This window comes from Flavobacterium zubiriense, from assembly GCF_041729725.1.
Classification (GTDB): domain Bacteria; phylum Bacteroidota; class Bacteroidia; order Flavobacteriales; family Flavobacteriaceae; genus Flavobacterium; species Flavobacterium zubiriense.
The window spans coordinates 242,167-267,408 of the sequence record NZ_JBCFQL010000001.1; the positions used below are offsets into that span (position 1 = coordinate 242,167).

General features: G+C 31.8%; 21 protein-coding genes. 20 read left to right on the forward strand and 1 reads right to left on the reverse strand.

The genetic code is table 11. From position 1 onward, the window contains the following. Positions 1–743 precede the first annotated feature (743 nt). The 8 genes from AAGV28_RS01135 (at position 744) to AAGV28_RS01170 (ending at position 11,165) form a co-directional block, all read left to right on the forward strand. Positions 744–1,886, forward strand: a complete 1,143-nt coding sequence (locus tag AAGV28_RS01135) for a DegT/DnrJ/EryC1/StrS family aminotransferase (protein ID WP_373404991.1) — start codon at positions 744–746, stop codon at positions 1,884–1,886. 82 nt (positions 1,887–1,968) lie between these two features. Beyond that, a complete protein-coding gene (locus tag AAGV28_RS01140) occupies positions 1,969–2,742 on the forward strand; it encodes a polysaccharide biosynthesis/export family protein (RefSeq protein WP_373404992.1) in 774 nt (257 codons plus the stop codon). 4 nt (positions 2,743–2,746) lie between these two features. Beyond that, a complete protein-coding gene (locus AAGV28_RS01145; RefSeq protein ID WP_373404993.1) occupies positions 2,747–5,092 on the forward strand; it encodes a GumC family protein in 2,346 nt (781 codons plus the stop codon). Between the two features lie 91 nt (positions 5,093–5,183). Next, on the forward strand, positions 5,184–5,732 hold the full coding sequence (gene rfbC / locus AAGV28_RS01150) for a dTDP-4-dehydrorhamnose 3,5-epimerase (RefSeq protein ID WP_373404994.1): 549 nt from the start codon (positions 5,184–5,186) through the stop codon (positions 5,730–5,732). Between the two features lie 381 nt (positions 5,733–6,113). Next, positions 6,114–6,974: a dTDP-4-dehydrorhamnose reductase gene (rfbD, locus tag AAGV28_RS01155; protein ID WP_373404995.1), complete on the forward strand. Its 861-nt coding sequence runs from the start codon at positions 6,114–6,116 to the stop codon at positions 6,972–6,974. Between the two features lie 141 nt (positions 6,975–7,115). After that, a complete protein-coding gene (rfbB, locus tag AAGV28_RS01160) occupies positions 7,116–8,162 on the forward strand; it encodes a dTDP-glucose 4,6-dehydratase (RefSeq protein ID WP_373404996.1) in 1,047 nt (348 codons plus the stop codon). Positions 8,163–8,258: 96 nt separating this feature from the next. Beyond that, positions 8,259–9,128, forward strand: a complete 870-nt coding sequence (gene rfbA, locus AAGV28_RS01165; protein WP_373404997.1) for a glucose-1-phosphate thymidylyltransferase RfbA — start codon at positions 8,259–8,261, stop codon at positions 9,126–9,128. A 102-nt stretch (positions 9,129–9,230) separates the two neighbouring features. Next, positions 9,231–11,165 carry a polysaccharide biosynthesis protein gene (locus tag AAGV28_RS01170; RefSeq protein WP_373405149.1) on the forward strand — a complete coding sequence of 645 codons (1,935 nt, stop codon included), beginning with the start codon at positions 9,231–9,233 and terminating at the stop codon, positions 11,163–11,165. 403 nt (positions 11,166–11,568) lie between these two features. On the opposite strand, the gene AAGV28_RS01175 is transcribed toward AAGV28_RS01170, so the two are convergent. Further along, positions 11,569–12,306 carry a tyrosine-protein phosphatase gene (locus tag AAGV28_RS01175; RefSeq protein ID WP_373404998.1) on the reverse strand — a complete coding sequence of 246 codons (738 nt, stop codon included), beginning with the start codon at positions 12,304–12,306 and terminating at the stop codon, positions 11,569–11,571. Positions 12,307–12,699: 393 nt separating this feature from the next. Between AAGV28_RS01175 and AAGV28_RS01180 the strand changes: the two genes are divergently transcribed. The 12 genes from AAGV28_RS01180 to AAGV28_RS01235 all read left to right on the forward strand — a co-directional run bounded on the left by AAGV28_RS01180 (position 12,700) and on the right by AAGV28_RS01235 (position 25,147). Further along, a complete protein-coding gene (locus AAGV28_RS01180; RefSeq protein ID WP_373404999.1) occupies positions 12,700–13,569 on the forward strand; it encodes an ABC transporter permease in 870 nt (289 codons plus the stop codon). Positions 13,570–13,786: 217 nt separating this feature from the next. Then, positions 13,787–15,013 carry an ABC transporter ATP-binding protein gene (locus AAGV28_RS01185; protein WP_373405000.1) on the forward strand — a complete coding sequence of 409 codons (1,227 nt, stop codon included), beginning with the start codon at positions 13,787–13,789 and terminating at the stop codon, positions 15,011–15,013. After that, positions 14,997–15,536, forward strand: a complete 540-nt coding sequence (locus AAGV28_RS01190) for an acyltransferase (protein ID WP_461782279.1) — start codon at positions 14,997–14,999, stop codon at positions 15,534–15,536. Before AAGV28_RS01185 ends, AAGV28_RS01190 begins: the two co-directional genes overlap by 17 nt. Position 15,537: 1 nt before the next feature. Further along, positions 15,538–16,359: an FkbM family methyltransferase gene (locus AAGV28_RS01195; RefSeq protein ID WP_373405001.1), complete on the forward strand. Its 822-nt coding sequence runs from the start codon at positions 15,538–15,540 to the stop codon at positions 16,357–16,359. 11 nt (positions 16,360–16,370) lie between these two features. After that, positions 16,371–17,201, forward strand: a complete 831-nt coding sequence (locus AAGV28_RS01200) for a glycosyltransferase family 2 protein (RefSeq protein ID WP_373405002.1) — start codon at positions 16,371–16,373, stop codon at positions 17,199–17,201. 21 nt (positions 17,202–17,222) lie between these two features. Then, a complete protein-coding gene (locus tag AAGV28_RS01205) occupies positions 17,223–18,077 on the forward strand; it encodes a glycosyltransferase family 2 protein (RefSeq protein WP_373405003.1) in 855 nt (284 codons plus the stop codon). A 3-nt stretch (positions 18,078–18,080) separates the two neighbouring features. Further along, complete coding sequence (locus AAGV28_RS01210; RefSeq protein ID WP_373405004.1) at positions 18,081–19,193, forward strand: glycosyltransferase WbsX family protein; 1,113 nt, start codon at positions 18,081–18,083, stop codon at positions 19,191–19,193. Between the two features lie 201 nt (positions 19,194–19,394). Further along, a complete protein-coding gene (locus AAGV28_RS01215) occupies positions 19,395–20,336 on the forward strand; it encodes a glycosyltransferase family 2 protein (protein ID WP_373405005.1) in 942 nt (313 codons plus the stop codon). A gap of 487 nt (positions 20,337–20,823) precedes the next feature. Next, positions 20,824–21,789, forward strand: coding sequence for a glycosyltransferase family 2 protein (locus AAGV28_RS01220; protein ID WP_373405006.1), 966 nt, complete (start codon positions 20,824–20,826; stop codon positions 21,787–21,789). A 65-nt stretch (positions 21,790–21,854) separates the two neighbouring features. After that, on the forward strand, positions 21,855–22,790 hold the full coding sequence (locus tag AAGV28_RS01225; protein WP_373405007.1) for a glycosyltransferase family 2 protein: 936 nt from the start codon (positions 21,855–21,857) through the stop codon (positions 22,788–22,790). After that, positions 22,790–23,899 carry a non-hydrolyzing UDP-N-acetylglucosamine 2-epimerase gene (gene wecB, locus AAGV28_RS01230; protein WP_373405008.1) on the forward strand — a complete coding sequence of 370 codons (1,110 nt, stop codon included), beginning with the start codon at positions 22,790–22,792 and terminating at the stop codon, positions 23,897–23,899. The genes AAGV28_RS01225 and wecB overlap by 1 nt, the downstream gene beginning before the upstream one ends. Further along, positions 23,900–25,147 carry a glycosyltransferase family protein gene (locus AAGV28_RS01235; RefSeq protein WP_373405009.1) on the forward strand — a complete coding sequence of 416 codons (1,248 nt, stop codon included), beginning with the start codon at positions 23,900–23,902 and terminating at the stop codon, positions 25,145–25,147. It abuts the gene before it with no gap. Positions 25,148–25,242: the final 95 nt, after the last annotated feature.

The window sequence follows — 25,242 nt, forward strand, 5'->3', positions numbered from 1 at the left end:
AAGTTTGGATACACAATGGTTCTCGATATTTCGAACTCATTTTCTGTCGTAAATTAGTTCTCAACTCGAACTGACGGTGGTGTTGTCGAGAAGTTTAGATTGTACGATGGTTCTCGATACTTCGAACTAATTTTCTATCGCAAATTAGTTCTCAACTACCATTTACGTTTTTATTAAAAGAGAAAAATTAGATTTATTAATTTTCTTTTTTGCTTGATCAAAAAAGAAACAAAAAAATCAAGTCTTGCGCTTTCTCGTCGGTCAAATTAGTTTTCGAATGCTAAAAGAAAAGAACTCTCCGCCGCGGCGGATCAAACAACTTTTCTTTTTACGCATTCTTCAAACATTTGACACTCGACTGCGAAAGCTAAGGACAACCAAAAAAAATAATTTAATCGAGAATTAACAAAGTATCAACGTCATTTTATATTGCTTTTTTTGGTAAAAAATTCTACCTCGAACTGACGGTTTTCGTTTCGTCACTTCGAGTGTTTTGGCTTGATAGATTTTATTTGATTGGTGTTTTGAATAAGCCAAAATGACCCGAGGCGAAGCTGAACGGAGCGAAGATAATCGAGAAGTTTAGATTGCACTATGGTTCTCGATACTTCGAACTCATTTTCTATCGCAAATTAGTTCTCAACTCGAACTGACGGTAGTGTTGTCGAGAGGAATGGTTTCTACGGTGGGAATCAATTAAAATAAAATTTGATTTTAGTTAAAATAGATATAATACATAATATATGAATAATTCAAAAATATGGCTTTCATCTCCCCACATGGGAGGAAATGAGCGCAACTTTGTACAAGAAGCTTTTGATACCAACTGGGTTGCTCCATTGGGACCAAATGTAAATGGATTTGAGAAAGATTTAGAAAATTATTTAGGAAATGATTCTCATGTAGGAGCATTGAGTTCAGGTACAGCTGCCATTCATTTGGGATTAATTTTGTTAGGAGTTCAGGCTGGTGATGTTGTAATTTGTCAGAGTATGACTTTTTCCGCTTCAGCGAATCCTATTTTGTACCTTGGCGCTACTCCGGTTTTTGTGGATAGCGAAAGAGAAACCTGGAATTTATGTCCTATTGCCATGGAAGCAGCTATTGTGGATAGTATTGCTAAAGGCAAAAAGCCCAAAGCTATAATAGCGGTGCATTTATACGGAATGCCTTTTAAAGTTACCGAAATAAAAACGGTAGCAGATAAATATCAAATCCCTATTTTAGAAGATAGTGCAGAGGCTTTAGGTAGTTTATATAAAGGACAAAAATGCGGCACTTTTGGAGCTATTGGAATCTTATCTTTTAATGGAAATAAAATCATTACTACCTCTGGAGGTGGTGCCATTGTTAGTACTAATAAAGAGGTAAAAGAGAAGGCTATTTTTTTAGCGACACAAGCTAGAGATAATGCACCTCATTACCAACATTCCCAAATAGGATACAATTACCGCATGAGTAATATTTGTGCAGGAATTGGTCGTGGACAAATGGAAGTACTGGATAAGCATGTTTCTTTGCGTAGAAAGATGCATGATTTTTATCAAGAATTGTTTCAGAATGTTGCAGGAATCACGGTTTTTGAAAGTCCAAATGCTGATTATGTCTCCAATCATTGGTTGACCGCTATTGTGGTTGATTCGGATAAAACGAATGGAATAACTGCGGAGCAAATCCGATTGGTTTTAGAACAAGAAAATATAGAATGCAGGCCTTTGTGGAAACCGATGCACTTACAGCCTATTTTTGAAAAGTATGCCTATTATGGAACTCAAGTAGCTGAAACTCTTTTTGTAAACGGCTTGTGTTTGCCTTCTGGATCTAATTTGGTGAACGAAGACAGAGCGAGAATTAAAAAGGTGTTTTTAGAGCTTATGCAGTTGTAGATATAATTCTACAAAAGAATTGTTAGCGTATTATAAAGCTTAGACGGCTAATTTCTTATATTTGCATCCAAATTATAATTCTATGAAATATTTTTGTTTTTCAAAAGGTACAGTTTTCTTCTTTTTGATGATCCTATTTTTTTCTTGTACTCCTAAAAAAAGTATCTTATATTATCAAAATATTGATGATATGGCAACTGCCAAATTGAATTCGTATGAGATACGAATTCAACCAGATGACTTACTAACGATTAATATTTCGGCAGCAGATCCTACCATTACAGCACCCTTTAATTTGAATCCTATCAATGTTATCGGTGGTGGTGGACAAGCAGGCGGAAGTAAATCGATTGTCAGTAATTATCTAGTTGATGCCAATGGGTTTGTGGATTTTCCGGAGTTAGGCAAAATAAAATTAGCTGGATTAACTAGATCTGAAGCTTTGCACGTTTTTAAAAGTAAACTAGCCACATACATTAAAAATCCAATTATTACTATTCGAATTGAAAATTTTAAAGTAGCCGTTCATGGAGAGGTAAATGGCCCAGGTATAATTCCTTCTGCTACCGATAGGCTAACATTAATAGAGGCCTTGACGATAGCAGGAGATTTAAAACCAACAGCAAACAGAAAAAATATTTTGGTAATAAGAGAAATCGATGGTGTGAAATCGTATTTCAGAGTGGATGTTACACAGTCTGATTTTATCAATTCACCACATTATTACTTGGCACAGAATGATGTTATTTATGTCGAACCAAGATACCGAACATTAAGTCCAGATGTGGCTTTAGTGACAACCTTAACGTCTTTTGTGTTTAGTTTAATTTCAGTTGCTTTAATACTTACAAGATAATTTAATGGAGAATAATATATCAAATGAAGATTTCGGACAAGATTTTGATCTAAAAGCAGAGCTTAATAAGTATTTAATTCATTGGAAATGGCTTGTAGTTAGTGTTGCTATACTCCTGTGTATCGCTTTTTTTAAAATAAGATACACACAGCCCGTTTATAATGCTTCGACTAAAATTTTAATGAAAGACACTAAAAAAGGAGGTAGGCTTTCAGAAGCAGCCGCCTTTTCTGATTTAGGAATTAATAATGGGTCTAGAAATGTAGATGATGAGATTGAGATTATGAAATCAAGAACATTGTCAGAAGCTGTTGTTAAGAAATTAAATTACAATATCTCAATTATTTCTCATGGTAATGTATTGGATATCGAACTTTTTGATGAAGCTCCTATAGCAATTCATTTCATGAATCAAAGTCCCGATTTTTATGAAAAATACATGCTATTTGATTTTGTCGAGAATGAGTCGGGAACTTTTAGTTTGTCAAGCGATGGTAATTTAATAAACGGAAAGCAACAATTTACGTATGGACAACCTATAAAGACTCAATATGGCGATTTGATTATTACTAAAGTAAATAGCATAAAGCAGCTTACTAGCACTCCATTATCCATTGTAGTAAGCCCTTTGAAAAATGTTGCAGCAAGTTATAGAAGCCGTTTGTCTATTGAACCATTAGTAAAAGGGAGTAATGTTGTTGTATTAAGTATTGTTGATGGTGTTGAGGAAAAAGCAGAGCTATTTTTGAATACTCTTGTAAAAACATACAATGAAAATGCAGTGGCTGATAAAGAGTTTATCTCAAAGAATACCTCTGTATTTGTAGCGAATAGATTGGCTTTAATTAGTAAGGAGCTAGAAGGGGTAGAACAAGATGTAGAAAGTTTTAAGGTCAGTAATAAACTTACTGATTTAGAATCGGAATCAGAACTTTATGCAGCTGGTTCTAAGGAGTTTAATAAGAAAGCTATTGATGTACAGGTGCAATTGAATGTATTAGGCTCCGTACTTGAATATGTTAAAAAAAGCACTAATGACAATTTGTTACCAGCCAATCTTTTTTCTGATTTAGATGGTGGGGCTTCGTCTTTAATTTCGTCTTACAATGAATTGATATTAGACAGAAATAGAATGCTAAAAACGGCTACGGTTTCTAATCCTACTTTAGTTAGTTTAGACCAGCAGCTAGTCAGTTTAAAATCGACCTTATTATCCAGTTTAGCAAAAAGTAAGTCAATACTGGAAATCCAAAAAAGGAATATAGAACAAAACGAAAATCTATACAATAGCAAAATCCAAAAAATACCTTCTCAGGAGCGGCAGTTTCGAGCAATTGAACGCCAACAAAAAGTGAAGGAAGAATTGTATTTGTATTTGTTGCAAAAAAGAGAAGAAACTGCTCTGGCATTGTCTTCCACTGAACCCAATGCTAAAGTTATTGATGCAGCATTGTCAACGGGTGCGGTCTCGACCAATCCTAGAATAATCTATTTAGGAGCATTATTGTTAGGTTTGTTACTTCCTATTGGGGTTATATTTTTGATGGATTTCTTAGATACAAAAATAAAAAGCCGTTTAGACTTAGAAGGACGAACACTAATCCCTTTTATTGGCGATGTGCCTACTTCTGAAGATGCGTCAACAATTATGCAAGCCGAAAGTAGGACGAGTTCTGCCGAGGCCTTGCGTATTATTCGAACCAATCTAGAGTTCATGGTCAGCAAGGTACCAGAAGGATTGGCCAAAACTATTTTCTTAACTTCGACTTTTCCAAAGGAAGGAAAAACTTTCGTATCGGTGAATTTAGCGGCCACCTTTGCGTTGTCTGGAAAAAAAGTTTTGTTGATTGGTATGGATATTCGTAATCCTAGGTTGGATGATTACTTAACACTGCCTGATAGAGGTTTTACCAATTATTTGTCTTCAAAAGAATTAGTTTTAGAGGATTTAATTATAAAACAACAAGGCTTTGAAGATTTCCATGTATTACCAGCTGGAGTCATTCCACCCAATCCTGCCGAACTATTGATGAGTAAAAAAGTCGATACTTTTTTTGAAACTATAAAAAAACAATACGATTATATTATAGTTGATACCGCTCCTGTTAGTTTAGTTACAGATACCTTGTTGATAGCTAAACATGCAGATACTTTTATTTATGTAGCTCGTGCTAATTTCTTAGAAAAACGCATGCTGGATATTCCTAACGGACTGTATAAAGATCAAAAACTACCTAACATGTGTATTTTATTGAATGATACGGATACTACTAAAGGCTACGGCTACGGTTATGGTTATGGTGTAAAGGTTGAAAAAGAACCTTGGTACAAGAAAATATTTAATTCATAATTTTATTATCAAACACGTAATAAAGCATCAAAAGTTTATAAAGCTATGTTTTATAAGTTTTTGGTGCTTTACAATTTATACAATCTTATAAATGACAATAGAAAAAACACCTATTCAAGATTTAATCATTATTAATCCCTCCATTTTTATTGATGAACGAGGGTATTTTTTTGAAGCCTACAACCAGGCTAAGTTTAAAGAAAATGGAATAAATTATAATTTCATTCAAGATAATCAATCCTTTTCTAAAAGAGGTGTAATACGTGGTTTGCATTTACAAAATAATCCTTTTGCTCAAGCTAAATTGGTTCGGGTTTTAGAAGGAGAAATTCTCGATGTAGCAGTGGATGTAAGGAAAAATTCGCCCACTTTTGGTCAACATTTTTCTGTAGTTTTAAGTGCCGAAAATAAAAAACAATTGATGATTCCGCATGGTTTTGCTCATGGATTTTCAGTATTGAGTGAAACGGCTTCGGTTTTGTATAAGGTGGATCAGTTGTATCATAAAGAAAGCGAAAGAGGCATTCGTTATGATGATCCTACTTTAAATATTGATTGGCAACTGAGTTCAGATGAGGTGATTGTCTCGGAAAAGGATTTGGTATTGCCAGGTTTTGCGGCTATGGATTGGGAGTTGTGAGTTGTGAGTTGTTGGTTGTTGGTTGTGGGTTTGTTGGTTTGTTGGTTTGTTGGTTTGTTGGTTGTGAGTTGTGTGTTGTCAGTTTACGGTTTACTGTTGTGAGTTATCTGTCATGAGTTATGAGTTATGATATTGAAAAATGGTCTAACCGCAGAGAGCACAAAGGCGCTTCGCTTATTTTAATCGCAAAGTTTGCAAAGTCCTTCTACCCTTCGACAAAAGCTCAGGACAGGCTCAGTTCAGGATGACACGATCGAGCTGATGATGAAGTTGTAAGTTTTTGATAGAGAAGGTTTTTGAAATGAGTTATGAATGCTTAAAGAAAGTTTATAATTTGGATTAATTCGTTTTAATTCTAAAAATTTATTAGAGAAGAAATAAATGAAAAAAATACTTGTAACAGGCGCTAATGGGCAATTAGGTTCAGAATTAAGAGTCTTATCTAAAGGTTCTAATTTCGAATGGGTATTTACAGACTACCAAGAATTAGACTTGTGTGATTTGAAAAATTTAGAGGCTTCAATTGCAGCAATTCATCCCCAAATCATAATTAACTGTGCAGCACATACCGGAGTGGATAAGGCAGAATCTGAATTTGAACTTTCGGATGTGTTGAATCATCAGTCGGTGGCGATTATGGCTCAATGGAGTCAAGCGAACGATTGTCAATTGGTTCATGTTTCGACGGATTATGTATTTGACGGAAATTCGGCTGTTGCTTTGACTGAAGATGCTCCAACAAATCCGATAAATGTGTATGGAATTACTAAATTAGCAGGAGAAAAAGCCTGTATGCAAAATAACCCCGATGCCATTATCATCAGAACTTCATGGGTGTATTCAAGTTTTGGGAATAATTTTGTGAAAACCATGTCCCGATTAATGCAAGAACGCGATAGTTTGAATGTGGTCAACGATCAAATAGGAAGTCCCACTTATGCAGCAGATTTGGCGCAAGCCATTATAACGATATTGACACACAATACCTGGCAAGCTGGGATTTATAATTTTTCGAATGAAGGCGAGATCAGTTGGTTTGAATTTGCCTTAGCGATTCAAGAAATTGGGGGCTTTGATTGCGAAATTAGTGGAATCCCATCCTCAGCCTATCCTACACCCGCCAAACGCCCTGCTTTTTCTTTGTTGGATAAAAATAAAATTAAGGCTACTTTTGGGGTTGTCGTTCCTCATTACAAAGAAAGTCTTAGGCTCTGTATGCAATTGCTTTTTACTAATGACTAGGTACTAAGGAGAAAAGAGAAAAGAGAAAAGAGAAAAGAGAAAAGAGAAAAGACTAATCATTAAACACTTAGTACTAATCACTAATTACTAAGGACTAATTACTAAGGACTAACAACTAACAACTAAGGACTAATAAAAAAAATGAAAAAAATACTAATTACTGGAGGTGCTGGATTCATAGGTTCGCATGTGGTGAGGCGTTTTGTAAATAAATATCCAGAGTATCAAATTTTTAATTTGGATGCGTTGACCTATGCAGGTAATTTAGAGAATATTGCCGATATCGAAAAACAACCCAATTATACTTTTGTAAAAGGTGATATTGTTGATGCTGATTTTATTCATAATCTGTTTCAAGAACATCAATTTGATGGAGTGTTGCATCTAGCGGCCGAATCGCATGTTGATCGTTCTATTACTGATCCTATGGCATTTGTAAAAACAAATGTAATAGGAACGGTTAATTTATTACATGCAGCTAAAACCATTTGGAAGGATAATTCAGAAGGAAAGCGTTTTTATCATATTAGCACCGATGAGGTTTATGGAAGTTTAGGGGCTGAGGGATTGTTTACCGAAACCACCGCTTACGATCCAAATTCTCCTTATTCGGCATCCAAAGCCAGCTCCGATCATTTTGTACGGGCTTATGGGGAGACCTATAATTTGCCTTATGTTTTGACCAATTGTTCTAATAATTACGGTCCGTTTCATTTTCCTGAAAAATTAATTCCATTATTTATCAATAACATTATCCAAAATAAACCTTTACCTGTCTATGGTGATGGGAAATACACCCGCGATTGGTTGTTTGTAGAAGATCATGCCGTGGCGATTGATTTGGTTTTTCACGAAGGTAAAAATCATGATACTTATAATATTGGAGGTTTTAATGAATGGCAGAATATTGATTTGGTAAAACTACTTTGCAAAATCATGGATGAAAAACTGGGAAGAGCTATCGGAACATCTGAGCAATTAATTGCCTATGTAAAAGATCGTCCTGGACATGATTTGCGCTACGCCATTGATGCCACCAAAATTAGTCAAGAGTTAGGATGGAAACCTTCGGTAACTTTTGAAGAAGGATTAGAGAAAACCGTACATTGGTATATGCAAAATCAAACATGGTTAGACCATGTTACTTCGGGTGCTTATGCTTCTTATTATGAGAAACAATATTCGTGATTTGTATAAAACAATAGCTTTGTAATAATGTTGTAAGTTATTTGTTTGTGTTTTTTAACTCACAACTCACAACTCACAATTCACAACTGTAAAAATATGAAAGGAATTATATTAGCCGGAGGTTCCGGTACTCGTTTGCATCCCCTGACCTTAGCCATGAGTAAACAAATGATGCCTGTGTATGATAAACCGATGATTTATTATCCTTTATCAACTTTAATGACGGCAGGAATCAATGAGATATTAATTATTTCTACTCCTCACGATTTGCCTCATTTTAAAAAATTATTAGGAGACGGTTCTAATTTAGGTTGCCAGTTTAGTTATGCTGAGCAGGCTATTCCTAATGGATTGGCTCAGGCTTTTGTTATTGGCGAAAAATTTATTGGAACCGATAGCGTTGCCTTGGTTTTAGGAGATAATATTTTCTTTGGTTCTAATATGGATGAATTGTTGCAATCCAATACGAATCCAGAGGGTGGCGTGGTATTTGCGTATCATGTATCCGATCCAGAACGCTATGGTGTAGTCGATTTTGATGCTAATTTCAAAGCACTTTCAATAGAGGAAAAACCTCTGGAACCTAAGTCCAATTATGCAGTGCCAGGTTTGTATTTTTATGATAATTCGGTTGTAGAAATCGCTAAGAATATCAAACCGAGTACTAGAGGGGAGTATGAAATTACCGACGTGAATAAAGTCTATTTAGAAAAAGGAAATTTGAAAGTTGGGATTTTGAGCCGAGGTACAGCCTGGTTAGATACTGGAACTTTTAATAGTTTAATGCAAGCAGGGCAATTTGTTCAGGTACTTGAAGAGCGTCAGGGATTAAAAGTAGGCTGTATTGAAGAAGTGGCTTGGAGACAGGGTTTTATCACAAATCAACAATTGAAAAATCTTGCTGAACCATTGAGGAAGTCAGGTTATGGAGAATATTTATTGGGATTGTTGAAGCATAAGTTGTAATATTATTGGATATTTTTTTTTAACATTTATATGTTATATTTTTGATGTTTAAAATTATACAAGAATATTTTGAGTACGAATAGAAAAATAAATAGTTTAGGAATGCTTGCCAGTTTTCTTTCAAGGAAAGATTGGGCGCTTACTATTCGCAACTTAAGGTATTTGCCTAGATGGATTGTGGTAGGTATAGATTTAATGGTTTTAATTGTTAGTTTTTTCTTTACAAAATTGATTACTGATGGTGTAGGTTTATATTATATCATCAATGAAAATAAAACACCTTTTATTTTTCTTTTACTAGGAGTTAATGTTATTTCATTTTGGATTTTCAGAACTTATGCTGGGATTATTAGGCATTCTTCGTATACCGATGCCATTAAGTTGTTGTTTTCTCAAGTTTCCGTTTTAGTTTTTTTTGTTGTTTTAAATTCGGTATTTCAGTTTTTTTATGGAAGCAAAATTTACTTAAATACGGCACTTTTTATCAATATGGTGCTGTCTTTTTGTAGTTTGTTTTTATATCGGGTAGTAGTTAAACAAGTTTTTGAACACTTTTTTTCGGAAAGGAACGATATCAAACTACCTCGTACCATAATTTATGGAACTGATGCCAATGCTCTTGCTGTTGCCAATGCTTTAAAATTAGAAATGCCTACCCGATTTAAAATTGTAGGATTTGTTGATAAAAACAGCCAAAATTCTTCTAAGAGAATGATGGATCTCCCTATTTTAACACAAAAGAAAAAACTACCTACCTTAATGCGCTCAATAGGTGCCGAAGGGGTAATTATTGCCGATAAAAGCTTGTCTAAAGAAGAGCGATTAGTTATTGTGGAACAATGTTTAGAATTCAATTTCAAAGTATATATAGTTCCTTTAATTTCGGATTGGGAAAATCAAAAAGAGATTTCTCAAAAAGTTAAGAGTTTACAAATTGAAGATTTATTAGATAGAAAACCTATTGTCTTAGACGGAAAGGCAATTTCGAAACAGTTAAAAGACAAAACCATTTTGATAACTGGAGCTGCGGGTTCTATCGGTAGTGAAATAGTACGGCAGGTTATGCTTTTTAAGCCTAAAAAAATTATAGCCGTAGATCAGGCCGAAACCCCTTTGCATAACTTATGTTTGGAATTAGGGGCTCTTCAATCTTCAGTTGATATTACAACCATTGTTGCCGATATTAGAAATAAAGATGCTATGCGTATTCTTTTTAGTGATTTTAAACCTGAAGTAGTCTATCATGCTGCTGCTTATAAACATGTGCCTTTAATGGAAGAGAATCCTTCGCAAGCCATTTTGACCAATGTGGAAGGGACTAAAAATATAGCCGATTTAGCCTCTTTATTTAAAGTAAAGAACTTTGTGATGGTTTCTACAGATAAAGCGGTTAATCCCAGCAATGTAATGGGGGCAAGTAAGCGTATTGCGGAGAAATACGTACAATCTTTACAATTAAAATCCAATGCAGATAAAAATAGTAAAAGCACGAAGTTTATAACAACCCGTTTTGGAAATGTTTTAGGTTCAAATGGTTCAGTAGTGCCATTGTTTACCAAACAAATTGCCGCTGGAGGCCCAATAACCATTACCCATCCTGATATCATTAGGTATTTTATGACTATTCCCGAGGCTTGCCAGCTCGTTTTAGAAGCGGGAGCTATGGGCAAAGGAGGCGAGATTTATATTTTTGATATGGGTAAACCCGTAAAAATTATTGATTTGGCTCGAAAAATGATTAAGCTAGCTGGTTTTATTCCTGATCAAGATATTAAAATAAAGATTGTAGGTTTACGACCTGGGGAAAAGTTATATGAAGAATTATTGAATGATACTGCAAAAACAATTGCAACTCACCATCATAAAATCATGATTGCCGAAGAAATTCAAGAAGAGTTTGAAGTTCTACATCATGAAATTGAAGAATTGATAAGCGTTGCTAATTTCCATAAAAAAGATGTAATTGTTAGTAAGATGAAAAAAATAGTTCCTGAGTTTAAAAGCATGAATTCCACTTATGAAGTATTAGATAAATAAGTTTAAAAGAATTAAGAATTAAGAATTAAGAATTAAATTCATTATCCATCAGCACATAAAAAAAGCGGAGATGATTTATGTGTTAAATTTTAAACGTAAAGCTGATGCAGTTTTGCCCATAGAATTATAAAATAATCTGCGAATCTGCGGTATTTTTTCAACACAAAGTCCACTAAGTTTTTTCGGAAAGTTTCACTAAGTCTTTTTATTAGAAAGTAGTCTGTGCTTCTAAAAAGGAGTAAAAAGAATAGTTCTCTATCTTATATGAACTTGAAGGAAATAATTTAAAGAATGTTAGTAAATACTAAGTCAAAAACGTATATGACTTATGTGGTAAAAACATTCAACCGCAAGGCAACGCAAAGATTGTAAAAAATAATTTGTGTAAGTTTTGATAAAAAGACTAAAACTTAAAAAACTGATTATTTACAATGATTTCTTTAAGCGGAGTACTATCCTTTAATTTTATTTTTTGATCAAAGGCAGCAATATGATTATCATGATGCACATCAGAGCCCACATAATTATACATTCCTTTTTGAAGTAATTGTTCTGCAATTTTAGCAATACTCTCGCCATAATAACCGGTTACAGCCAGCAAATTAAGTTGAAACAAACAACCTGCTTTTTTGAGCTTCTCGTATTCATTTAGATTTTCATGATAAAACAAATAACGTTCGGGATGTGCTAAAACCGGGATGTAGCCTGCAACTTGTAAATCAAATAAAATAGAATACAGTTGGATAGGAGCATTGATGTACGACATCTCCACCAATACATAATTATCCTTCAAGGTCAATAAATGGTTCGATTGAAATAAACGAACAAATTGGTCATCCATCAAGTATTCGGCAGCAGCCTGAAACGGAATTCTAATGTTGTTTTCATGGAGTTTCTCAACAGTATTGTTTTTATTGGCAATAATCTGTTCATGCGTATTTTCCCATACATGCTGAATAATGTGCGGAGTGGTAATTATCTGTGAGATTCCAATATTTTGCAACGCCCGGGTTAAACGCAAAGCATCTTCAAAGGTTTTTGCCCCATCATCAATTGCAGGTAGTAGATGAGAGTGTATATCAATATGATTGTCGGGAATGAGATCCTTAAGAATCGGTTTGGATTTGAAAATTGTAAACATGCTGCAAAGATAGGGAAAGAAGTTGGAAGATGGGAGATGGAAGAGTAAAGAGTAAAGAGTAAAGAGTAAAGAGTAAAGAGTAAAGAGTAAAGAGTAAAGAGTAAAGAGTAAAGAGTAAAGAGTAAAGAGTGAAATGTGAAATGTGAAGATGGAAGTGTGAAGATGGAAGTTGGAAGATGGAAGTTGGAAGATGGAAGAGTGAAGAAGTTAGAACTGACAACTCATAACCCATAACCCACAACTCCTAACCCACAACATTTAATAAAGCAGAATTTTACTATTGAAACCGTTTTTTTAACCTTTTTTTATAACAGTAGTCAGTTTTTTTGGTGAGACTAAAAATTGGGTAGTATATTTACCTTTAAAATTAGATAAAGGCTTGTATAATAAAAAATGAAGCAAACAGATAAACAGGATGAAAATTGGTTGTTTGAAATAACACCTAAAAACAAATTTTTTTCTTTCAACCTTAAGGAAGTCTGGCAGTACCGTGATTTGTTGCTGCTTTTCGTGAAACGAGACGTAGTAACAGTCTATAAGCAAACAGTTTTAGGGCCACTTTGGTATTTAATTCAGCCTTTGTTTACTTCAATTACTTTTACCATTATTTTTAATACTGTGGCGGGTATAGCAACAGGAACTGTTCCTCCTTTTTTGTTTAATTTGGCAGGAATTACAGTGTGGAATTATTTCACGGCTTGTCTAAACGGGACATCTAATACCTTTGCGTCTAATGCTGGAATTTTTGGCAAAGTGTATTTTCCAAGACTCATTATGCCGCTCTCGGTTGTGATTTCTAATTTGTTGAAGTTTGGAATCCAGTTTTTTATATTTCTTGCTTTTTACCTTTATTTTTATTGTAGTGGAGCAGTTGTAAGTCTAAATCCTTATGTGGTTTTCTTTCCAGTTTTAGTAGTTATGATGGGGATTTTAGGCTTGGGTTTAGGGATGATTATATCCTCTTTAGTGACAAAATACCGTGATTTTAGTTATTTAATTAGTTTTGGAGTTCAGTTGCTAATGTATCTGTCAGCCGTGGTGTATCCAATGGCATTGATTCAAGAGAAAATGCCCCAATATGCCTGGTTGATACACTACAATCCTTTAGCTTATATTGTCGAAACTACTCGATATTTATTATTAGATATGGGTCAAGTTTCAGTTTTAGGATTAAGTTATACCTTGTTAGTCACAGTAGCAGTATTTTTTATGGGACTTTTAATTTTCAATAAGACGGAAAAGAATTTTATAGATACGGTGTAAGATTTCGTAAATTTTCGTTTTTCCCCAGCCCTAAAGGGAGCCGAAAATTTCAAGAAATTACTATATTTTTGATAGATAAAGACATTCCATTTCTTTTTTCCACCCTTTAGGGCTGGCGAAATAAAAAAGAAATAATAAAAACGTTCTTATTTCTGTTTACTTTTAAGGGCAGGGAGTAAAAAGAAATCTGAAATTTATTTTATAACCTAAACCCACTATGAAAGACGTCATCTTAAAAGCCGAAAATATTTCTAAACAATACCGATTGGGTGTGGTAGGAACCGGTACCTTATCTCACGACTTAAACCGCTGGTGGCATCGCATCCGAGGGAAAGAAGATCCGTATTTAAAAATTGGAGAAACTAATGATCGTGCTACTAAAGGAACATCTGACTATGTTTGGGCTTTGCAGGATATTAATTTTGAGGTAGAACGTGGAGAGGTTTTAGGCATTATAGGAAAAAATGGAGCAGGAAAATCTACTCTTTTGAAGATTTTATCTAAAGTTACTGCACCTACTACAGGAACCATAAAGTCACGGGGGCGTATAGCATCTTTATTAGAAGTAGGAACAGGATTTAATGGCGAATTAACAGGTCGAGAAAATGTGTACCTTAATGGCGCTATCCTCGGAATGACTAAAAAAGAAATTACTGCTAAACTGGACGAAATTATTGATTTCTCGGGTTGCGAGCGTTATATTGATACTCCTGTTAAAAGATATAGTTCCGGGATGACGGTTCGTTTGGCTTTTGCAGTTGCCGCATTTCTTGAACCAGAAATTTTAGTAATTGATGAGGTTCTCGCGGTAGGCGATGCCGAATTCCAGAAAAAAGCCATTGGCAAAATGCAGGATATTTCTAAAGGCGAAGGCAGGACGGTTTTGTTTGTGAGTCATAATATGGCGGCGGTGAAGAGTTTGTGCACTAGAGGGATTGTTTTGGAGCATGGGAAGGTGGTTTTTGAGGGGGGGATTGATGATAGTGTTCAATATTATTTAATGAGTGAAAATAAATCGGAAGACTCCAGAATCTTCACTAACATTAAAAAGGGGTCAAATGGAATTAAAAAAATCCAAATTCAGGGAATTGACGGTATTCACAGACACGAAGATGATATTTTAATAAACATAACTTTTTCTGAAATTAATACCGATTGTAGAGTTGGTATTGCATTATTAAATGCAGATAAAACTAAAGTTTTTACAGATGTATGTAAAATTAATAAACAGAATAAAGAAATAGGTTGTAAAATCCCCGGATTTTTACTGCTTAAAGGCACTTATAGTTTAGATGTTGCGACTTTTAGTGATAATGTAGTTTATGATTATATCGAAGATGTATGTCCATTTCAAATTGTCGATTTAATAAATGACTACAAAATTTATAACGGTAAAATTGGAGATTTAAAAATTAAATGTGAATGGAATGAAGTTGAAAGATAGATTTCTCAAATTTTTTCATTTAAAAAAAGACATAAAGAAAAATGTTTTTTTACATAACTCAACTAAAGTGTATCCGAATGTAATTTTTGATACAATTTATGGTGGAAATATTGAAGTTGATGAGAAAACGGAAATTCTATATGGTGTTATTCTTATGACATATGGGGGATTTATTAAAATAGGTAAAAATTGTTCCATTAATCCTTACACTATTTTATATGGTCATGGCGGTTTAACTATTGGCGATAATGTATTGATTGCCGGTCAATGTTTAATAATTCCTGCAAATCATAAGTTTAGCAATCCAGATATACCAATTAACCAACAAGGCGAAACTCGAAAAGGAATTGTTATAAAAGATAATGTATGGCTTGGTTCGGGAGTCAAAATTCTGGATGGAGTAACTATTGGTTCTGGTGCAATTGTTGCGGCTGGAGCTGTAGTTTCAAAAGATGTAGAACCAAATACAATTGTTGGAGGAGTTCCTGCAAAAAAAATAAAAGATAGATTTCAATCATCATAAAATGAAATTAAAAAAACTTAGAAAAATTTATCGTGTTTTATTTCCAATAAAGTTTTCTCCGTGTCAAATTTTTATAAATAATCTAAAGGTCAATAATCATATTAAAAGTTTCGAAAAAGAAGGAAAGCTTTATACTTTTATTTTACAAAATAATCAAAAAATCTATTGCAGGGATCAAAATCATAGTGATTATTCGGTTTTTAATCAAGTGTTTAGTTTCGAAGAATATTCGACAGTTTCTTCTGTTTTAAATTTAAATAAAGAGTTCGATTTCAAAGAAAGCGTTTTAATTGATGCTGGTGCAAATGTTGGATTTGCGACTATTTATCTATCTCAAAAAAAAATATTCGATAAGATTTTCTGTATAGAACCTTCAAAATCTAATTTTGAGATTTTAAAGAAAAACGTTTCCTCATTAGACACTACAATAAATTTGACACTTCTAGAAAATGCACTTTCGGCTAAGGAAAATGAAAGTTTTTATATCGAAAATCATTTTAGAGACGGAAAAGACTGGTCATTAACAACAACTCAAAGAGAAAATGGAGAAGTTAAAGGGATAACAATAAATGAAATTATAAAAAAACATCAGTTAGAGGAAATCACGTTGTTAAAAATCGATATTGAGGGAGCGGAACGATTTATTTTTGATGAATCAGAAAATTTGGCTTTTCTTGATAAAACAAAAGTAATTGTTGTTGAAATACATGATGAATTTAACATTAGGCAAGATATTTACCAAGTTTTAAAAAATAATAATTTCCTATTAATTGAATCAGGTGAATTAACAATTGCAATAAATAAAAAGTTGTATAGATTTTAAAAATTGTATCCATGAATCCAATAATAAGTATAATTATTCCGTGTTACAATTCTGAAGCAACTTTGAATAAAACTTTTAATTCAGTCATAGAACAAGAGTTTCAGAACTGGGAAGCATTAATAATTAATGACGGCTCAACAGATGATACCGAGAAAATTGCTTTAGAATGGGTAAATAAAGATAATAGATTTAAATACTTCTCTAAACAGAATGAAGGACTAGGTAAAACCCGGAATTTTGGAATCAATAAAGCAACAGGAACTTATATATTACCCTTAGATTCAGACAATCTCATTGAAAGGGATTTTATTCAGGATGCGATAAACGTTTTTGAAAATAATCCAGAAATTGGGGTTGTACATGGTCATGCCGAGTATTTTGGAGAACAAACCGGTATTTGGAAAGTCGATGATTATCAACTAGAAAAAATCTTAGTTCATAATTATATTGATGCTTGTGCAATTTATAAAAAAGAGTTATGGAAAAAAGTAGGTGGTTATGATCAAAATATGCCACATCAAGGTCACGAAGACTGGGACTTTTGGATCGCTTTAGGCATTCATGGAGTTAAATTTTATCATTTAAAAAAAATTACATTTAAATATTATGTTTCTAGTTCTTCTATGATTAGATCTTTTTCTGAAAATATGCTTATGTCAAATCAGGAATATATTGTTAAGAAGTATAATTTAGAATATCATTTACAATATTGTAAAGCTATCTTGCTCATCCAGAAAAATGAAGAATATTTTCGTAAAAAACTAAAAAGTAAAAAGATTGTAATTAACCTTTTTACTAACATGTTTTTAGGTTTTGTCTTTTTTAAAGATGATGTAATTTAAAAAAGAACTTAAATTATTATAATGAAATTATCAGTAGCTTTGTGTACATATAATGGGAGTCGTTTTTTAGAAAAACAACTCAATAGTATTTTGGAGCAAACTATTGCTGTTGACGAAATTATAATTTGCGATGATAATTCTTCTGATGAAACTATCAAAATTATAAATTCTTATAAAAATAACTATCCAGAATTAATCAGTTTGTTTCAGAATAGCCAAAACTTAGGTACAATTAAAAATTTTGAAAGAGCAATTTCATTAACAACTGGAGATTTAATTTTCCTTTCAGATCAAGATGATATTTGGTATCCTAAAAAAGTAGAAATAAATTGTCAATTTTTTGAAAAAAATCAAAATTGTATTTTAGTATTTTCTAATGGAGATTTAATTGATGATAATGAAAGATTTATTAATGAAACACTTTGGGATAAATGGAAGTTTGATGATCAAACGAAATCGATTTGGAACAATAATACTTTAGCTTTTAATAGTTTGATAAAAGGAGATAATAAAATTACTGGTGCAACGGTTTGTTTTAAAAAGAGTTTAAAAAATACAATTTTTCCAATAGAATTGCCTTTAGGTTATTGGCATGACAGTTGGCTAGGAACAAATGCAGCTGCGCAACAAGGGTTGTTTTTTATAGAAAAATCTTTAATTAAATATAGATTACACATTGACCAACAAGTTGGAATTTCAAATGTAGGTTTAGAAAAGATTATACTTAATGCAAATAAAAAATTTATAGATAAACAAAAGTATTTTCTTAAATTGAGAATAATGTATCCTCATTTAAAAAAATACATTCCTTACCAAATGAAAAAAAATGGATTTAAGATCGTTTTATTAAAAGTTAAGAGATATTTTAATTTATAAGTAATGAATCAGAAAATTAAACCTATCGCAATATACCTTCCTCAATTTCACCCTATTCCTGAAAATGATTTGTGGTGGGGAAAGGGATTTACAGAGTGGACTAATGTAACTAAAGCAAAACCGCGTTTTGAGGGACATTATCAACCACATTTACCAACTGATTTAGGGTTCTATGATTTACGCTTGGAGGAAACACGTTTGGCTCAGGAAGCCATGGCCAAAGAGTATGGTATACACGGTTTTTGTTATTATCACTATTGGTTTAATAGTAAAAGATTACTGCATGAACCATTAGATAGGAAGATGCAAAATCCAAAAGAAGATTTGCCATTTATGATGTGCTGGGCAAATGAAAATTGGACAAGAACTTGGGATGGTTTAGATAAAGAAATATTGCTTAAGCAAGAGTATAGTTTTGATGATGATTATAATCATATACGATATTTAATTTCTTTTTTTAAGGATGATAGGTACATAAAGGTTCAAGGTAAGCCTGTTTTTATAATTTACAGACCTAATCTTTTTCCTGATGTACAAAAAACAATTAAAATTTGGAGAAAAGCAGTACAAAATGCTGGTTTTCCAGACTTGTATTTAGGTTATTCTCAAAATGTAGAAAATCAATTTCCTCCAGAAGGTATGGGGTTCGATTTTGCTTTTGAGTTTCAGCCCAATTTTGGAGCTCAATCTGAAAAAATATCTTATGGTGTCACTAGAATGGAAAGAATAAAACATAGGCTTAAAGTATTATTAGGATATAGGATAAAAAAAAGATTAGGTATTAAGCTTAACAGATTTGAAAGTTATCAGGATTATAGTAATTATAGTAATGTTCAAATAAGCTTAGGTTTTAAAAAGGATGTTTATCCGGGAATTACCCCAATGTGGGATAATTCGGCTAGACGGAAAGAAAATCCTTTTGTATTACATAATTCGACTCCTGAGAAGTATAAAAGCTGGTTAAATCATATCAAAGAGAGTTATCCGTGGTATGCCATTCCAGAGAAATTTTTATTCATAAATGCATGGAACGAATGGGCAGAGGGAAATCATTTGGAGCCATGCCAAAAATGGGGGACAGCTTATTTAGAAGTTACAAAAGAAGTTTTGAGATAATGTTGGTCGTAGTTTACGCCATATTATGAAATGACTTTTTTGAAGCAACTCTACAATCGTTAGACAGTCAAAAGACAATAGGTTTGATACTTATATATTCAATTTTGGTAATCTGCCAAAATGGTGATACAAGGCTTTGGATTGATTTAACAGGGCAACTGAGAATTTTAAAGATATTTTAAATGTACTTGATTAAAAGAGATGAAAGTATTTACGATAATAATTACTTATAATGGAATGAAATGGATTGATAAATGCTTAAATAGCATTATTAATCAATGTGAAGTGGTGGTGGTTGATAACAATTCTTCGGATGAAACTGTCGGATATATAAAAACAAATTTTTCATGTGTAAAAGTTCTAGTGCAATCCGTTAATCGTGGTTTTGGTATTGCTAATAATATTGGTATAAGTTATGCTTTACAAAACGGTGCTGATGCCGTTTTTTTATTAAATCAAGATGCATTTGCACAAGCAGCCTGTATGAAAAATTTAATTACAGCATACCAAAAGAATCCTGATTATGGTATTATATCCCCAATCCATTTAAATGGTGACGGAAGTAAAGTTGATAGGAGCTTTTTAGCTTTTACACATGCAAATGCGTCTATTTTAATTTCTGATTTAATAGTTTCTAAATCTTTAGATGAAATATATTTTACCAAATTTATAAATGCTGCTGCTTGGTTTATTCCTAAAAAAGTTTTTTATAAAGTTGGAGGTTTTGATCCTATTTTTTTTCTATATGGGGAAGATGACAACTATTGTCAAAGAATTTTATTTCACGGTTTTAAAATAGGTATAACTCCTAATTCTACAGTGTATCATGATAGTAATAATAATAATAGTCAATTAGGAACTGTAGGAACTGAGAAATATTTTAGACAGTTTATTAATAATATTTATGTGAAATATGGAAATGTTAACACAGATGATTATAAACAACTATTAAAATTTAAAATGTATCTACTTAAAAGAAGTATTCAAAGTTTGTTGGTTTTTGATTGGGTGAAATCGAAAGTTTATGTTGAAAAATTCAAAAGAATAGATATTGATAAAATTTCTCATAGTGTAAAATTGAATAGAGAAAGTAAAGCTAATTATTTAGAAATAAATACGGATGTGCAAAGTATAATTGATTAAACTTATAATAATGTAGGAGTGTATTCTTGTAGATGATTGTAGCACTGATGGGACTTTTTTTTTAATGCAAGAATATCAAAAAAAGATTCAAGATTTAAATCTTAAGACTAAAAGAATTTAAAAAAGGAGCTAATACTTGTCGGAATTATGATTTTTCTAAGATAAAAGGAAAATATGTTAAATGGTTTGATAGGGATGATATTATGCTGAATAGGCAAAATGAAATGCAATATTTAATTAAAGCAGTAATAAAATTTCATGCTGTCAATGACTTAGTAAAATATGATAATTCAAAACTTATAAAATGGTTTTTATTTGGTTATATGCATACATTGGCTGATAAAAAAACTCTAGTTCCTTTTTTAAAACCGTCTTTTAGATTAATTTGTTATTATTTTTCCTTTTTCAAAGGATGTTCGTTTCTTTTTTCTCTAGTCAGTGTTAGATTTTTAGGTAAAGGTTATAGATTTTTAAATTATGCTAGAAAATGAATGTAGAAAATTTAACATTTCAAAGACCATTGGTTTCCATCATAATCCCAACATATAATAGAGCACATTTAATTAATGAAACGCTTGATAGTATTTTAGTACAAACATATAGTAATTGGGAATGTATTATTGTAGATGATGATAGTACAGATAACACTAAAGATATAATTTATAGTTATTGTAAAACAGATTATAGATTTAAGTATTATAATCGGCCTAAAGATAGATTAAGTGGACCTTCATCTTGTAGGAATTTTGGATTTGAAAAAAGTAAAGGTGATTATATACAATGGTTTGATAGTGATGATTTATATATTTTTGATTCTTTACAAATTTATATCAATCATATTTCAAAAAATATTGATGCTGTAGTTGCTAAGTTAGAAAAAATTGATTTTAAAACAGGAATCAAACGAAATGAAAGTAATATTATTTCTCAAAATACTATTGAAGATTATTTTACAGAAAAAATATCTTTTTATGTTTGTGGACCTTTATGGAGTCGTAGTTTTTTGGAGCAACAACCAAAGTTATTTGATGAGAATATTAGAAATTTAGATGATTGGGATTTTAATTTATCGATGTTATACCAATATCCTAAAATAATCTACATAGATAAGCCCTTAATCAAATATCGATTACATGAAGGCTCTTTATCTAGGGAAATATATAAATTTAATTTAGAAGAAGTTAAGTCTAAATTTTATGCTATTGAGAAACATTTAAAATTAATTAAGAAGAATAAGAGTGCTAATTTATTAATTTTGAATACATTTTATAAAAACAGATGTAAGTTTCTCCTAAGAGAAGCTTTAGTTCAGAATAATGAATCAAAGTTCTTTTTTTTTAAAAAGCTTTTAATTAAACAAATAAAACTATATGATTTTATCGGAATGTTTAAAGCAAGTATTGGTTATATATTTTTTCTTTTTTTTAATAAAGGATATTCTTTTTTTAAGTAGTAAATATTGTTTGAAATTACTAGTGAGTATTAAAAAAGAATCTATGACGAGTTTAATTTAATTTTATGAAAAGTCCAAAAATATCGATTATAATGCCAACGTATAATCGTGCTCATTTAATTAGCGAAACATTAGAATCGGTTTTAAATCAGACTTTTAAATCATGGGAATGCATTATTGTTGATGATGAATCAACAGATAATACTATTGAAGTAATAAAACCTTTTTTAGAAGATAAACGATTTGTATTTACTACCAAACCAGAAGGCTACTTAAAAGGTGCAAATGCAAGTCGTAATTATGGATTAGAGATTAGTACAGGAGATTATGTCTATTGGTTTGATAGTGATGATATTATACATCCTTTGACTTTTGAAACCTGTATTAGTAAATTTTTTACGAGGTCTATTGATTTTTGTAAATTTGAAAGAACTGTTTTTTATGATGATTTTGATTTGAAATTATTTGACGAATTCTATATAAACGATGAGTCTTTTTTTATTGACCAATATAAAATTGAAAAAATTATAAATAATGAATTACCAATAAATACTTGTAGTGTTATTTGGAAAAAAGAGTCTTTAAAGGGAGAAAAATTTAATGATCGATTACTATATGCAGAAGAATGGGAGTATTTTACTAGATTAATTTCTATTGGTTTAAAAGGAATTTCTATAAATAAAATTTTTTTATATGCAAGGAAACATCCTGATTCACAAACGTATGAGTTTAATTGTAACAGTAGAATAAGAGTTGAGGCAAAGAAAGAAGCAGCTTTGTTAATTGTACAAAATTTAGCAAATAAAAAATTACTAAATTATTCTATTAAAAGATATTTTGTATGTCTATCATTAGGTTTTAAAGAGTATAATATGTTTAATCAAATTATAGATGTAATGCAATTGTCTTTTTTTGAAAAAAAAAGATGGATTTTTTTTTACAATGTCCTACCACTACGGTTATTAATTTATCGTTTTAAAAAACAAATAATAAAAATTTAATGAAAATACTGTTGTGTTTTGGTACCCGTCCGGAAGCAATTAAAATGGCTCCTGTTTACCATCAATTAAAAAAACAAGTTAATGTTGAGGTAAAGCTTTGTGTAACCGCCCAACACAGGGAAATGTTAGATCAGGTATTGGATTTTTTTAATATCGTTCCCGATTATGATCTGGATGTAATGCAACCAAATCAAACCTTAAATAGTCTCAGTGCTCTTATTTTGTCTAATATTGATATAGTATTTAAAGAAGTAAAACCTGATTTGGTTTTAGTACATGGCGATACTACAACCTCATCTATAGTTGCTCTTGCAGCCTTTCATTTAGGGATAAAAGTAGGACATGTCGAAGCAGGATTACGTAGTTTTAATAAACAAGCCCCTTTTCCGGAAGAAATCAACAGGCAATTGACAACTAAGTTAGCCGATATCCATTTTAGTCCCACAGCCGTAGCCACTCAAAATTTATTAAATGAGGGGGTTCTTCAGGAAAATATTGTACAAACAGGCAATACGGTTGTTGATGCTTTGTTGTGGACACTGACTAAAATTTCAAAAGAGGGATATGAGCTTCCAGAAATTGAAATCTTAAAAAAGACGATTCCATTAGGTAAAAAAATAGTTTTGGTTACAGGGCATCGCAGGGAAAATTATGGGGATGGCTTTGAAAATGTATGTAATGCCCTATCATCAATTGCAAAGCGAGATGATGTAAGTATCGTTTATCCTGTTCATTTGAATCCGAATGTACAAGACGTTGTATATCAAAAATTAGCTCATCAGGAAAATATTTATCTTATTGCACCGGTATCTTATCCTGCCTTTGTCTGGTTGATGCAACACTCTTTTCTGATTCTCACCGATTCAGGAGGAATACAGGAAGAAGCACCTTCTTTAGGGAAGCCTGTTTTGGTAACTCGGACAATTTCGGAAAGACTAGAAGGAATTGTAGCTGGTTTTTCTACTTTGGTTGGCACAGATAAAAATAAAATTATAGAGACAATTCATTCTGTTTTAGATAATTTTTCAGCTTTTGAAGATATTAAAAATCCTTATGGAACGGGTGATGCTTCAAAACAGATTGTTAATTTTTTAGCAAGTAAAATATAAATGAAAATATTAATAGTTGTTGATTCGATTAATGAAGATGATAACAGTGGTGCTAAAGCCAATGTGGCATTAATCCAAAATCTTTGGAAATCCGGTTTTGATGTGTTAGTATATCATTATTCTAGAAAAGAAATACACTTAGAGGGAATAAAATGTGAGTCTATCAAAGAAATTAAACTTTCAGCCGCTTATTTTTTAAGTAGATCCCAGCGTAAAATATCTAAGTTTTTTAAAATAAATATCAATCCAATAGTTGAAAGGTTAATAGGATTTTCATTTACTTTTTTTAATGATGTGAATAGTATTAAAAAAGCATTGAAAAAAAACACTAATTTTCAGCCCGATTGGGTACTTACACTTAGTTATGGTTCTAGTTTTCGCCCGCATAGAGCTCTTTTAGCTTTGCCTCGCTTGCATAACAAATGGCTAGCCTATGTTCATGATCCTTATCCTATGCATTGCTATCCCAGACCTTATGATTGGGTAGAGCCGGGGTATCAATTTAAGAGAGATTTCTTTTTGAAAATAGTCAATAAATCACAATATTTATTATATCCTAGTCAGCTATTAGATGATTGGATGAAAAGTTATTATCATGGACAAAAGAATGATTCAATCATAATTCCTCACCAAATTTTTGAAAAGAATATAAAAAAAGAAGATATAACTTTATTACCTGATTTTATTAATCCTGATTTTTTTAATGTTTTACATGCCGGAAGTATGATGGAAGCTAGAAATCCCAAAACACTAATTGAAGCGTATGAAGTTTTTTTGCATCAAAATCCTGAAGCTAAAAATCATTCAAAACTATTGTTTATAGGTAAAAAATCTTGTTTTGATGTATTTATTAAAGAGAAGCAATTGACGATTCCTCAAATTTATATAAGTGAAGAATATTTACCTTTCCAGAACGTAAAAGTCATGCAAAAAGTAGTAATGGTGAATGTTATTTTGGAAGCAGGTGGTCCAATCAGTCCATTTTTACCTGGAAAATTCCCTCATTGTATTTATGCTAAACGACCGATACTTTTATTGGGACCCAATTATAGTGAATCTAAAAGATTATTAGGGGAAAATTATCCTTACTGGAGTGAATTAAATAATCTGGAAAAAATAGCTGAACAGATTACTAGCTTGTATAATAGTTGGTTAGTGAATAAAAATATAATTATGGATAGGAATGATTTGATGCAATATCTATCATCTGATTATTTAAGAGAAATATTTATTAAGCTAAAAGCATAGTCTTTAGAAAAAAGTTTTAATATTTTTTAATTGAATAACCATAATTTAGTTTATAAAAAAAACCTAGTTAGAATGTTGAGAAATGTTTAATAAAT

What these genes read in the sequence shown, in the direction of transcription:
- AAGV28_RS01140 (WP_373404992.1), top strand. Translation starts at nt 1,969, where the DNA reads ATGAAATATTTTTGTTTTTCAAAAGGTACAGTTTTCTTCTTTTTGATG.
- rfbD (WP_373404995.1), top strand. Translation starts at nt 6,114, where the DNA reads ATGAAAAAAATACTTGTAACAGGCGCTAATGGGCAATTAGGTTCAGAA.
- wecB (WP_373405008.1), top strand. Translation starts at nt 22,790, where the DNA reads ATGAAAATACTGTTGTGTTTTGGTACCCGTCCGGAAGCAATTAAAATG.
- AAGV28_RS01190 (WP_461782279.1), top strand. Translation starts at nt 14,997, where the DNA reads ATGAAGTTGAAAGATAGATTTCTCAAATTTTTTCATTTAAAAAAAGAC.
- rfbC (WP_373404994.1), top strand. Translation starts at nt 5,184, where the DNA reads ATGACAATAGAAAAAACACCTATTCAAGATTTAATCATTATTAATCCC.
- AAGV28_RS01195 (WP_373405001.1), top strand. Translation starts at nt 15,538, where the DNA reads ATGAAATTAAAAAAACTTAGAAAAATTTATCGTGTTTTATTTCCAATA.
- AAGV28_RS01180 (WP_373404999.1), top strand. Translation starts at nt 12,700, where the DNA reads ATGAAGCAAACAGATAAACAGGATGAAAATTGGTTGTTTGAAATAACA.
- AAGV28_RS01205 (WP_373405003.1), top strand. Translation starts at nt 17,223, where the DNA reads ATGAAATTATCAGTAGCTTTGTGTACATATAATGGGAGTCGTTTTTTA.
- AAGV28_RS01135 (WP_373404991.1), top strand. Translation starts at nt 744, where the DNA reads ATGAATAATTCAAAAATATGGCTTTCATCTCCCCACATGGGAGGAAAT.
- AAGV28_RS01145 (WP_373404993.1), top strand. Translation starts at nt 2,747, where the DNA reads ATGGAGAATAATATATCAAATGAAGATTTCGGACAAGATTTTGATCTA.
- AAGV28_RS01210 (WP_373405004.1), top strand. Translation starts at nt 18,081, where the DNA reads ATGAATCAGAAAATTAAACCTATCGCAATATACCTTCCTCAATTTCAC.
- AAGV28_RS01175 (WP_373404998.1), bottom strand. Translation starts at nt 12,306, where the DNA reads ATGTTTACAATTTTCAAATCCAAACCGATTCTTAAGGATCTCATTCCC.
- AAGV28_RS01170 (WP_373405149.1), top strand. Translation starts at nt 9,231, where the DNA reads ATGCTTGCCAGTTTTCTTTCAAGGAAAGATTGGGCGCTTACTATTCGC.
- AAGV28_RS01215 (WP_373405005.1), top strand. Translation starts at nt 19,395, where the DNA reads ATGAAAGTATTTACGATAATAATTACTTATAATGGAATGAAATGGATT.
- AAGV28_RS01185 (WP_373405000.1), top strand. Translation starts at nt 13,787, where the DNA reads ATGAAAGACGTCATCTTAAAAGCCGAAAATATTTCTAAACAATACCGA.
- AAGV28_RS01225 (WP_373405007.1), top strand. Translation starts at nt 21,855, where the DNA reads ATGAAAAGTCCAAAAATATCGATTATAATGCCAACGTATAATCGTGCT.
- AAGV28_RS01235 (WP_373405009.1), top strand. Translation starts at nt 23,900, where the DNA reads ATGAAAATATTAATAGTTGTTGATTCGATTAATGAAGATGATAACAGT.
- rfbB (WP_373404996.1), top strand. Translation starts at nt 7,116, where the DNA reads ATGAAAAAAATACTAATTACTGGAGGTGCTGGATTCATAGGTTCGCAT.
- rfbA (WP_373404997.1), top strand. Translation starts at nt 8,259, where the DNA reads ATGAAAGGAATTATATTAGCCGGAGGTTCCGGTACTCGTTTGCATCCC.
- AAGV28_RS01220 (WP_373405006.1), top strand. Translation starts at nt 20,824, where the DNA reads ATGAATGTAGAAAATTTAACATTTCAAAGACCATTGGTTTCCATCATA.
- AAGV28_RS01200 (WP_373405002.1), top strand. Translation starts at nt 16,371, where the DNA reads ATGAATCCAATAATAAGTATAATTATTCCGTGTTACAATTCTGAAGCA.